The 12,013-nt window shown below is 38.8% G+C and carries 12 protein-coding genes; 9 read left to right on the plus strand and 3 right to left on the minus strand.

Translation table 11 applies throughout. From position 1 onward, the window contains the following. Positions 1–181: 181 nt before the first annotated feature. The 3 genes from D0T49_RS04650 to D0T49_RS04660 form a co-directional block, all read right to left on the minus strand. Positions 182–1,342, minus strand: a complete 1,161-nt coding sequence (locus D0T49_RS04650) for a PQQ-binding-like beta-propeller repeat protein (protein WP_163629425.1) — start codon at positions 1,340–1,342, stop codon at positions 182–184. A gap of 111 nt (positions 1,343–1,453) precedes the next feature. After that, positions 1,454–2,266 carry a helix-turn-helix domain-containing protein gene (locus D0T49_RS04655; protein WP_163629426.1) on the minus strand — a complete coding sequence of 271 codons (813 nt, stop codon included), beginning with the start codon at positions 2,264–2,266 and terminating at the stop codon, positions 1,454–1,456. An 87-nt stretch (positions 2,267–2,353) separates the two neighbouring features. Further along, a complete protein-coding gene (locus tag D0T49_RS04660; protein WP_163629427.1) occupies positions 2,354–2,713 on the minus strand; it encodes a VOC family protein in 360 nt (119 codons plus the stop codon). Positions 2,714–2,970: 257 nt separating this feature from the next. Here D0T49_RS04660 and D0T49_RS04665 point away from each other — a divergent pair, with 257 nt between their 5' ends. From D0T49_RS04665 to mnmA, 9 genes are all read left to right on the plus strand, one after another. Further along, positions 2,971–3,744, plus strand: a complete 774-nt coding sequence (locus D0T49_RS04665; protein ID WP_163629428.1) for an O-methyltransferase — start codon at positions 2,971–2,973, stop codon at positions 3,742–3,744. Positions 3,745–3,821: 77 nt separating this feature from the next. Beyond that, complete coding sequence (locus D0T49_RS04670; protein WP_163629429.1) at positions 3,822–4,370, plus strand: cob(I)yrinic acid a,c-diamide adenosyltransferase; 549 nt, start codon at positions 3,822–3,824, stop codon at positions 4,368–4,370. Between the two features lie 67 nt (positions 4,371–4,437). Continuing rightward, complete coding sequence (locus tag D0T49_RS04675; protein WP_163629430.1) at positions 4,438–4,659, plus strand: DUF2795 domain-containing protein; 222 nt, start codon at positions 4,438–4,440, stop codon at positions 4,657–4,659. 320 nt (positions 4,660–4,979) lie between these two features. After that, positions 4,980–5,936, plus strand: coding sequence for a PorP/SprF family type IX secretion system membrane protein (locus D0T49_RS04680; RefSeq protein WP_163629431.1), 957 nt, complete (start codon positions 4,980–4,982; stop codon positions 5,934–5,936). A gap of 59 nt (positions 5,937–5,995) precedes the next feature. After that, on the plus strand, positions 5,996–7,366 hold the full coding sequence (locus D0T49_RS04685; protein ID WP_163629432.1) for an SUMF1/EgtB/PvdO family nonheme iron enzyme: 1,371 nt from the start codon (positions 5,996–5,998) through the stop codon (positions 7,364–7,366). 33 nt (positions 7,367–7,399) lie between these two features. Next, entirely contained in the window at positions 7,400–8,266 is an 867-nt protein-coding gene (gene gldL, locus D0T49_RS04690; RefSeq protein ID WP_163629433.1) for a gliding motility protein GldL, read from the plus strand. A gap of 51 nt (positions 8,267–8,317) precedes the next feature. Next, on the plus strand, positions 8,318–9,850 hold the full coding sequence (gene gldM / locus D0T49_RS04695) for a gliding motility protein GldM (protein WP_255495856.1): 1,533 nt from the start codon (positions 8,318–8,320) through the stop codon (positions 9,848–9,850). A gap of 34 nt (positions 9,851–9,884) precedes the next feature. Beyond that, positions 9,885–10,823 (plus strand): gliding motility protein GldN, encoded by a 939-nt coding sequence (gene gldN / locus D0T49_RS04700; RefSeq protein WP_163629435.1) that lies wholly within the window; start codon positions 9,885–9,887, stop codon positions 10,821–10,823. A gap of 84 nt (positions 10,824–10,907) precedes the next feature. Continuing rightward, positions 10,908–11,969: a tRNA 2-thiouridine(34) synthase MnmA gene (gene mnmA / locus D0T49_RS04705; protein ID WP_163629436.1), complete on the plus strand. Its 1,062-nt coding sequence runs from the start codon at positions 10,908–10,910 to the stop codon at positions 11,967–11,969. Positions 11,970–12,013 lie beyond the last annotated feature (44 nt).

A 12,013-nucleotide genomic window follows, 5' to 3' on the forward strand; every position in this document is an offset into this window, starting at 1 on the left:
GAGAAAGATTCATTTTTCAATTTTCATTCTTCATTTTTGCTCGAAGAATGTGGATGCAAATGTAAAGGCTTTGATTTTTTGAGGCAAATATTTAACGAAACAGGGAATTTTATAAGCAAATCGTGTTAAAACATCAATACTATAAACAAAACATGAATAGCTCAAAAGCCCTTTCCTAACATTAATATATATTTTCCAACTCTAATTCTTCTATTAAGTCCGGATTATCTTCCTGATGGTTTATTTCTGCCTGAGTAGTAAATGTGTCAGCCTCTATATCTATCCTCAAGTTTTGAGAAATATATTCCGGAGAGAGAAATGACAGTTTACCGTTGGTTGTACAACAAAATACCGTACCACATGGCAATGCTATCGGCGACGAAAATATCTTCCCCCCGGCGTTATACTTGTCCAAAAGATTTCCTTGCGTATCTATAAAATACAGGTGTTTATCGTGCGAGCCTATTACCACTACCGACTCGTTTATCATTGCAGGCGACGAAACAACCATTTTTCCTGTTTTCACCTTATTCACCAGTTCTCCTTCGGCCGTAAGTGTATAGATATAACCATCGAACGAGCCAAACACGATTGTTCCATCCGGAGTTTGTATGGGTGAACTATGAATTCGTCCTCCTGTTTTAAACTTCCATTTCAGATTGCCCGACTTGTCGATACAGTACAAATGCTTATCGTAAGAGCCTACAACGATAGAACTATCCTGCAATTGAAACGGTTTGGAATGCATTATCCAGCCCTTGGTTTTAAATGTATTTACAAGCTCCTTATCGGAATTGATGAAATACAGCTTTTTACTGTTCGACCCTATTATCAGAGTACTATCGGAAGTTACCATCGGCGACCCGTGAACAATTCGCTTCACTTTAACGTGCGATAATTCGCTCGCCTTCCTGTCGTAAAATACAACTTTACCTTTATTAGTTCCAAAAGCGATATTATCACCCAACTCTACCGGCTCAGTAAAGATAAAACCACCGGGGCGTATTTTTTCGTTAAAATTCCCCTCGTTATCGAAAAAATAGAAATAACCGTCATAACTGCCTATACCGATGCTGCCATCGCCCAATTCGGTGGGAGTGGCATGAATCCAACCTTTGGTTTCATAGCTGTTTACCAACTCTCCGCCACTATTAAAAAAGTAAAGTTGCTTGTGATGCGATGCTATTACAATATTGTTATCGGATGTTTTTACAGGAGTAGAATAAAATGTTTCGCCAATATCAATAACAGTAGGTTGTATCGGCGACACAATACTACCATCTTGCTCAGCTTTCAGGTAAAAGGATAAAAATACAAAAAGAATTATGGTTAAATTTCGCATGCCATTTTCTGAAAAAGATGATAAAGATAATAAAATCACATGCAAAAATCATATTTCTTAACAATCTGATTTTTTATCTATGTCAAACCAAACAGCTATCAGCCCAATCATTTAAAACAAAAAATAATCGGAGGTAGGCTCACATTCGGCAAAAAACTCGCCCGGAGTGAAGCCCGAAAGTATTTTAAAATCATTTATCATGTGCGACTGGTCGTAATAACCCGCATCGTAAGCTAACTCTGTAAGGTTCTTCTCTTTGAAAAGGGATTTTTGAGCCAATGCGCTTTGAAAACGAACTGTTTTCAGAAATTGCTTGGGGGTAGAGCCGATATAATCTGAAAAAACACGCTCCAACTGCTTACGGCTAAGGCAAGCATGCGAAGCAAGCTGCTCGATACTAACCGATGCTTTGCTATTATTAATCAAGCCTATAGAATGGTTTACACGGTTGTATTCATACTTTTTGCGGCTTTTTTCCAAACGTTTTAATAAAAACCTCTCGATAAGCACTATTCTTTCCCCGAAGCTTTCAGCCTCATTCAGCCTCATTTCTAACTCGTCCGAATCTCCACGCAGGATATACTTCAGAGGCATCATCCGGTTATAAAATTCGGCCAAGGGAATATCAAAAAAGGCCATTAAACCCTGTGGCTGAAAAAGTACGGAAAACATCTCCAACTCATCGGATATAACAATATCCTGATATTGCTTTTTATGCCCACAGATAAGCGTATTTTCTTCTAACGCAAAACTCTTATCCGTAGCAGCCGGACGATGTCCAAAATAAAAGGTAAGCTCAGGAATACCGGAGGGCACAATACGGTAATTATAAGGCTCCTTAAAGGAGCCCCGGCTGCTCATTCCCCAATACCCTTTCACATATTGCGATAGAGCTACGGATGGTTTGGATACAAAATAGTGCATATAATTAGGTACTCCTGTTTTACAAATATACAATTTACAATCAAGCCACAAAAGCCTGATTGTAAATTAAAACCTGCTTATCTAAAGTCACTCGTCGCCATAAAGCCCTACTTTATTTCCCTCGCTATCAATGAAAAGTGCGAAATAGCCTCTTCCTTCCACTTCTATTTTAGTTTTCGGGAAAACAATTTTCCCTCCCAGTTTTTCCACACTTTCAATTGCTTCGTCCAGTTTATCTCCTAAATCGAAGTGAACAAGTGTTCCGTTTGCCGAAGGCTTAAAGCCGTCTGTAAACGAAATAGCTCCTTCGCCACCGGGGAAACAAGCCATTTTCTCTGTCTCACATTCAAAAACTTCAAAGTCTAAATTCAGTAATGAGCTATAAAATTTAACGGCTCTTTCAAAATTTCCGGCAGGAATCTCTACCCACGAAATCAGTTTTTTCATTGTCATTTTGTTTTTTTAGTTAAACTTACTTTTGTTACAATGCAAAGGTAGAGCACCGCCTGACTCTATAATTGGAAATTTGCGACATCTTTATAAAATAATCATCCGAACAAAAAAAGAAGTGTGGCTCAGAATACATGATTTACTACTTAAGCATCTGATTCTAAAGAAAAACTTCAAAAAACACGCCAAAACCACCGTTTTCATATTACAGAATCTTTTTCGTACTTTTGCGGACTTTAATAAAAAGAAGAATCTTGCACAGAGCATTTAAATATATAAGGCACATTTTATCGGCACGGAATACATTCGGCTTCAGAATACATTCTCCCTTTGTATTTCATTTTACGAAATTTGTTATCTACGAAAAAAATCCGTTTTATATTTTTCCTGAGATAGAGGCACTGCGTAAAGAACTGAAAAAAGACGGACGTACTATTTGCATAACCGATTTTGGAATGGGCAAAGGAGGAGAGCGAAAAGTGAACAACATTGCCCGAAAATCGCTCAAACAACCTAAATACGGTCAGTTATTCTATCGGATAGTGAACTATTCGGGGAGTAAAGATATTTTAGAGCTAGGCACTTCTTTAGGAATAACGACCTGTTATCTGGGCTCAGCATCAAAAGACATACGATGCACAACGTTAGAAGGCTGCCCCGAAACAATTAAAGTAGCCCAAGAAAATTTCAATAAACTACAACTGAATAATAATATCAACATTATACAGGGAGACATAAATAAAAATCTGGAGACAGCTTTAAATAAAGTAGAAAAACTCGACTTTATTTTTATAGATGCCAATCACCGTTCGGACGCGGTACTGGATTATTTTGAAAAATGTTTATCGAAAGCCCATGACAAAACCATTGTTTTGATAGATGATATATATTGGTCGGACGATATGGAATATGCATGGAACAGCATAAAATCACACGAAAAAGTAAGTTCTACAATCGATTTGTTTCAGGTTGGAATTGCTTTTCTCGACCCTGTATTGCAAAAAAAGAATTACAAGATGCGATTCTGACAAAACAATTTGAAGATACAGACGTTAGTAACGTCAAAAACATATTAATAAAAAGTCGGAACCAAAGCCGAAAAAAAATGAAAGTTTACACAAAGACAGGCGACAAAGGCCAAACGAGCTTAATAGGAGGAACACGGATAAATAAAAACGATGTTCGCCTTGAGGCTTATGGCACTATCGACGAGCTGAACTCTTTTGTAGGATTATTGGTTAGTGAAGTAACAGAGGAAGAGCATAAAAAATTCCTGCTCTCCATTCAAAACAGTTTATTTGACATGGGCAGTTGCCTTGCACTGGACACTACCAAGCCGGAAACAGAGAAGTACGGTATATCTTTCGACAAAACAGAGATTTCAAAAATCGAATCAGAAATCGACCGTTTGAGCGAAAACCTGCCTCCTCTGAAGTCATTCGTTATTCCGGGAGGTACTAAGGCAGCAGCGCTGGCACACGTATGCCGCACAGTATCGCGCCGTGCCGAAAGGTGTATTTACACTATGAGTGAGCATTATCAGGTTGAATCTGAAATACTTATTTACGTAAATCGCCTGTCGGATTATTTCTTTGTTTTATCGCGTTGTTTCAACAAAGAGAGAGGTACTGAAATATTTTATACGAAACTGTAATTCTTTCAATTTTTTTTTTACTTTTGCACTCGACTAAACAAAATTAAATATCAACTTAATTATTGTTATGTATTGGACACTAGAACTGGCATCAAAAATAGAAGATGCTCCTTGGCCTGCCACTAAAGATGAACTGATTGATTACGCAATGCGTTCGGGCGCTCCTTTAGAAGTTATTGAAAACCTGCAGGAGATTGAAGATGAAGGCGAAATATATGAATCGATAGAAGATATTTGGCCCGACTATCCTACTAAAGAAGATTTTTTCTTTAATGAAGAAGAATATTAATCTCTATACCGATTGTTTCGTACAAAGAACAGTCAAAAGAAAGATTAATTTATTATTTTGAATTGAAATGCGCGCGATATGATGCTTGAAAATCAGATTGTTGTGCTGGTGGAACAGACAAGGATTTGCCATACTAATTAGTTGATACAAAATTGTATTAATATTATTTAAGACTAGTATGACAAATTCTTGTTGTTTGTTAAAAACGGGTTCAAATACAATTTTTTGTAATTTTATTAGTTTTATAACAAAAACACAGCTAACAAACCTGATTTTTAGTTTGACAAAATGTGTCTGAAAAGCATATCGGATATTGCCTTATGAAAAAAGTTGTTTTTTGCTCATTGTTGTTGCTTTTTTACTTAGGCAAAATTGCTGCTCAAAGCGATTCGCAAATGAGTCAATATACGTTTTTTCCGGCAGCATTTAATCCTGCTATGGCGGGTGAAAACGATATGATACAAGCCGTTGTTTTTTTTCGGCAAGACTTTTGGTCTTTCGACAACGGGGCATTAACACTCAATGCAGGTGCAAATATGCCTTTCTCCATCGGAAAGAGTTCACATGGAGCAGGTATCCGGTTTGTAATCAAAGAAGTTGGGTCGATGTGGAGATACCAAAATGCTTATTTGCAATATGCGTATAAACACACAAGCTCCATAGGCAAATTCAGCGCAGGGCTTGATATCGGTTTTATCGATTCCGGAATTGACGGAGCAAAGGCTGAACCAAAACCGCCAAGCGCCGAAGATGAGTCGCACTCGGACAACGACCAAACTATACCTCAGGCTAAAGTGTCGGGGATGCAACTGGACTTGAACGCCGGAGTTATGTACAAGTTTACTAATGGGTTTGCTGGTATATCGTGCACCCATATTACAGCGCCTAAAATATATATTGGCGAGGATATAGTTGAACCTATAAAACCTGCTTTACACGTAATTGGCGGTTATCAGTTCAAAATACCGGATACAAAACTGGTGATAAAGCCCAGCACATATCTGAAAACTGATTTTGTAACGCTCGATTGGGATTTGACCGGTAGGCTTGAATATGATGAACGAATTTGGGGAGGCCTCTCCTATCGCATCGGCAATTCTGTTGGGGTGCATGTAGGCATGAATATCTTTGGAGGATTGACTGCAGGAGTAGCGTATGATGTACCACTTTCCAATACGTTTGTAACCTTTGGTGGATATGAGATTTTTTTAGAGTATAATTTCGAATTTTTGCTCGGAAAGCATACTAAAAAATATAAAAGTATAAGGATTCTGTAAATCCTTTTTTCTGAAATTTAATGAAATAAAAATATTTCACCTATATTTACTAGATGAATATGAAGAAAACATTGCTTATTTTTATTGTCGCTTTGCTGCTTTTTGCCTGTAACAAACCTTCCGGACAGCTGGTCGGTGTAGGGGCAAACGGAAGTTTTAAAGAAGCAGCCCCTTATGGAATGGTATTTATTAAGAAAGGTACCTTTGTAATGGGTGCTAACGACCAATCGGCCATTGGAGGCATTAACGACAGACCTATAAATGTAACTGTAGATGCATTTTGGATGGACGAAACCGAAATTACAAATGATGAATACAAACAATTTGTAAATTGGGTGCGCGACTCTATCGCCTTACGTGCGTTGGTTATGGGCGGACGTGACGAGTTTCGTATAGTAAAGAGAAACCAAACGGACGATTTGCCTCCGGAAATAGCTCCGTTGAATTGGAAAGCTAAAATTCCATGGAACTCGCAAGACGAAGAAGTTCAAGATATTTTGTCGTTCATGTACTATGATGGCAACGATATACTGAATACTAAAAAAGAATTCAACCCGGGAGCTTTACAATACCGCTACGAGTGGTTGAACTATGACCAAGCTGCTGCACCACAAAACAAATATGATGTAAACACAGGTGCATATCCGGCTAATGCTACAGTACGTGTAGATACCTCATATATAGATGAAGCCGGTGTTATCCGTCACGAAACAATAACACGTAAACTGAAATCACGCCGCGACCTTATTTCATCCAAAATAGTAAATGTATATCCCGACACAGTGATGTGGATTCGCGATTTTCAATATGCATATAACGACCCAAGAATGAGAATGTATTTCTCGCATCAGGGATATGCTCAATATCCTGTTGTAGGCGTTACATGGGAACAAGCACAAGCGTTCTGCCGTTGGAGAACCGACTACTATAATGCAAGCCATAAGGTAAAGGCGCAGGATTATCGCTTACCTACCGAGGCCGAATGGGAATATGCTGCACGTGGTGGACGCCAAATGGCGCTTTACCCTTGGGGTGGTAACTACGTACGCGACAACAAAGGCTGCTATATGGCTAATTTCAAACCGCTACCGGGAAACTATTCGGACGATACGGGCTCAACTACCATGAAAGTAGGTTCTTTCGCTCCAAACGATTTCGGATTGTTTGATATGGCCGGAAACGTTGCCGAATGGACTTCATCAGCCAACAGAGAATCAAGCAACACATTGGTGTATGATATGAACCCAAGCTTCCAATACAATGCCAAGAACAGCGACCCCGATGTTTTGAAACAAAAGGTTGTGAGAGGCGGATCGTGGAAAGATATAGCATATTACCTGCAATGTGGAACAAAAACTTACGAATATCAATATGAAAGTCGCCCTTACATAGGCTTCCGTTGTGTCCGTTCATATAACGGCGACTTATAAAATACTGAAATAAATAATATAAATCAGAAAAATATGTCTTCAAAAAACAAATCTAAATTTGATATTTGGTGGAATAGTCAGGGAGTGAAACGTGCATCAGGAGCAATATACAGTATTGGAGCTGCTGTTGTTATTACAGGAGCATTATTCAAATTGATGCACTGGCCTTATGCCGGACTTATTCTTTCAGCGGGAATGATAACAGAAGCATTACTATTTATTTTAAGTGCATTCGACTCTCCTCACAAAGATTACGAATGGGACAGAATATTCTCGTTCGAAGGAGATGGAACCACTTTCAATGAAATCAACATAGGTGGCGGAAGCCGCACTCCGAGTTTTGGTACTCAACAGTTAGCTGATGAAGAGTTGAAAAACCTTTCGGACGGAATTAAAAACCTTTCAGAAACAGCTAAACAACTGAATACAATATCGGATGCAGTAGGTTCAACTAAGGAATATATCAAAAACATAGAATCGGCATCGGAGGTTACAGCTAAGTTTGCCTCAACACAAACATCGCTTAATTCGGCAACAACAAGCCTGTTCGCATCTTACGAATCGCTGAATAAAGATATGGATTCGGCTGTGAACAGCACCAAACAATATGCCGAGGCTACAAAAGATATTAATAAGAACCTGTCTTCGCTTAACTCAATTTACGAAATACAGTTAAAGAATATCCAAAGCCAAAGCGCTGCTATTGAGAAACAAACTGAAGGAGCACGTTTAGTTGCCGAAAGTTTGAATGATATAGCGTCTGAAAATAAGAAAATCAAGCAACTGACACAAACTACTTTTGACGAAGTTAACCAGTATAAAGAAGCCTCGGCTCAACTTACAAGCCATATAAAAGAGCTTAACCGTATATATGGCAATATGCTGAATGCTTTAAGCTAATTTTTTCAGTTCGTTAATAATAAAATAAAAATTACTTTTCAAAGATAATAGATGAGTGGAGCTAAGAATTGTCCCGAAACCCCGAGGCAGAGAATGATCGGGATGATGTATTTGGTGTTGACCGCAATGTTAGCATTGAATGTATCGAGTGAAGTATTACAAGGCTTTTCGATGGTAGATAAAAGCTTACATTCCTCTATTGAATCGACCAATATGAGGATGGGGGCTTTGTATGACGACTTTGAACAGTTGTATCAGCAAAACCCGACAAAAGTAAAGGAATGGCTGGATAAAGCAAAAGCACTGCAACTGAAAGCCGATTCGGTTTATAATTACATTCAGAACTTCAAGTATCAGATAATAGTACTGGCCGACAAATCGGACGCTGACCCGGAGGCGATTGAAATCAAAGCAAAAGACAACTTAGATGTTGCCGGACAATATGCATTGGTAGAAGGTCATGGAAAAGAACTACATCAGCAACTATACGAGTACCGTCAATTGCTGATTGACCTGACTCCCGGCGATTCGTTGAAACAAAGACAGTATGAGACTATTTTTTCTTTAGAAAGAAGCCAAAACAAATCGTGGGAAGAATCAATGTTCGAGATGATGCCGCTTTCAGCAGCAGTAACGTTGCTTACCAAATATCAGAGCGATATCCGGACAACCGAAATGGATATGATACAGTATCTTAAAGCTCAGACCGATGCTTCGGATTTTCGTGTAAACAAAATAGAAGCCTTGGTTGTACCCGAATCCAAATATGTAATTAAGGGAGGAAAATACAGTGCCAAAATTGTATTAGCCGCAGTAGACTCTACGGCTGCCCCAACCTACTACATTAATAATCAACGCATCAACGACAGAGGGCTTTATGAAGTGAACACCAGTCAAACCGGAACATTCAAATATAATGGACAGGTGCGGTTACCGGGAAACGATGGTATTGTAAGAAGCTATTCTTTCACAGATGAGTATATCGTAGGCGAACCTTCGGCCACTATCTCAAACGTAGATTTAAATGTTGTTTACCGTGGTATCGACAACAGGTTTAGCATATCGGTTCCGGGAGTGGCGTCAGAAAATGTGAGCGTCAGTGCAAACGGAGCAACTGTAAGAAAAAGCGGTGGAAACTATATCATTAACCCCACTCAAGACGATGATATTACGATAGTAGTGTCGGGCAAGATGGACGGAAAAACCATACAAATGGGTTCGATGAAATATAGGGTAAGATATATTCCCGACCCTAAATCATACATCCAATACCGCGATGCAGGAGGAGTGCCCCGCACAATACAAGAAGGCAGGCTGACAAAGGCTATACTTCGGAGCAACGACTTTAAAGTAGTTGCCAGCTATGGCGAAGATGAATTGATAAAAGCTAATTTTGAAGTTGTATCATTCACTTTAGCTACTATTATAGGACAAGTTGACGCGCAAGGCTCAACCTTGACCAAAAGACAACTTGACGACATAAACCGTCTGGAACGTAACGACTTAATAACATTTAGAAATATAAAAGCAAAAGGACCTGATGGCAAAATAAGAAGTCTGCCACCTATCCAAATAGAACTATAATCTTATTTCTACTTAAATTTGAAAAAATAATTTTATGAAAAATAATTTTTTTATAATAGCACTTATTTTAATGCTTTTCGCTCCGATAGCGATGAAAGCACAAAAGACACCGCTGCCCTTCTTCGATAAGACCGGTAACATCCGTTTGCAAACAGTAGAATTGGATGCTTTAGCCGATACAATTGCAATAGTAAACCACCGTGCCGATGATATAGTTTGGTATCGTATAGTATACAGAGTTATTGATATGCGTGAAAAACAAAATTACCGTTTGTATTTCCCTATCAGACCTGATAACCCAACTTATCGCAGTTTATTTAAAGTGATGCTGGATGCTATTTGCGACGATGGGTTAACCGCCTACGAAAGAGGACGTGAGTTAACTCCTAAATATGAAATAGCGTTGACACCCGAAGATTTGCGTGCAAATACCATACTACCTAAAGACAGAGACGAAGAGCCAAACGCATATTTGATTGAAGTAGACGACCTGCTGGGTAAACCGACAGTCAATACCGATAACTTTGCATATTATGTGAGGAATCAGTTGAAATATATTACTCAGGAAGTAATATTCTTCGATAAGCATACTTCTAAAATGCACAGTAAAGTTATAGGTATAGCACCACTATATTCTGCCCATCCTGACAAAAGTAGCGGAAACCTGAATGCAATGCAGTCTTTACAATACTCGCTACTGTTCTGGGTGCTTTTTGACGACCTACGGCCATATCTGGCAAAACAATATGTAATTTCGAACGGAAACGAAGCTCAACGTTTAACATTCGACGATTTCTTTGTACAAAAGCTATATTCGAGTTACCTGCTGGGAGACAACAACATGTACAGCCGTATGCTGTTGGAATATGATAAAGTAGTAAGTCCGGAGCAATTTGAAACTTATGTAAAAAAAGAGCAGAAACGAATTGAAACCGAACTATTGAACTTCGAGTTAGACCTTTGGGAATTTTAATTTTATTATAACAAAAAAGATTCTATTGGAAAGACGGCTTGTAGTCGTCTTTTCATGTTTTAATATTTATTTACGGATAATAACATGAATATTGCAGCCTTATTATCGGGAGGAGTAGACAGCTCCGTTGTTGTACATCTGCTGAAAGAAGCCGGATATACGCCGGATTTATTCTATATAAAAATAGGGTCGAACGATGACGACGAGCTTCATTGCACTTCAGAAGAAGATATTGAAATGGCTTCTTTAGTAGCGCATAAATATGGTTGTAAATTGGAAATCATCGACCTGCACCGCGATTATTGGGACAATGTAGTAGCATACACGATAGATAAAGTAAAGAAGGGGTTAACTCCAAACCCAGACGTGATGTGCAACAAACTCATAAAATTTGGCGTATTTGAAAACAGGGTGGGAAAAAATTACGATAAAACAGCCACCGGACATTATGCCACTACTATTGAGAAGGATGGAAAAACCTATTTGGGTACAGCCAAAGACCCACTGAAAGACCAAACCGACTTTCTGGCACAACTCGATGTCCTGCAAGTTTCAAAGCTAATGTTTCCCGTTGGCAGCCTGATGAAAAATGAAGTACGCGAAATTGCATTAAATGCAAACCTGCCAAGTGCAAAAAGGCACGATAGCCAAGGTATTTGCTTTCTGGGTAAAGTAAATTACAATGACTTTATAGCACGCTATTTAGGAGAAAAAGAAGGCCCTATAGTAGAACTGGAAACCGGTAAAGTATTGGGTACGCACAAAGGGTATTGGTTTCATACCGTGGGTCAGCGCAAAGGCTTATCACTTTCGGGCGGTCCTTGGTACGTGATAAAGAAAGATGTTGATGCAAATGTAGTTTTTGTATCGAAAGGATATGGTGTTGAGAGTCAATATGGATACGAGTTTGCGATGCACGACTTCCATTTTATTACGGACACCCCTTGGGGGGAGAATGGCAAAACAGACATCACGTTCAAAATACGTCATACACCCGAATTTACTAAAGGCAAAATTTGCAAAACCCCTAAAGGATATCAGGTAATATCCAATGAAAAACTGCAAGGGATAGCTCCCGGACAGTTTGGAGTAATCTACGACAATGATTCAAAAATATGTATAGGAAGCGGAGAAATCTCTTATTAGAGACTTTCTCTCCTGCCCTATCATTTCATCACCCTATACAATAA

Origin of the sequence: Paludibacter sp. 221 (assembly GCF_010501035.1) — a bacterium.
Lineage (GTDB): Bacteria > Bacteroidota > Bacteroidia > Bacteroidales > Paludibacteraceae > QVMH01.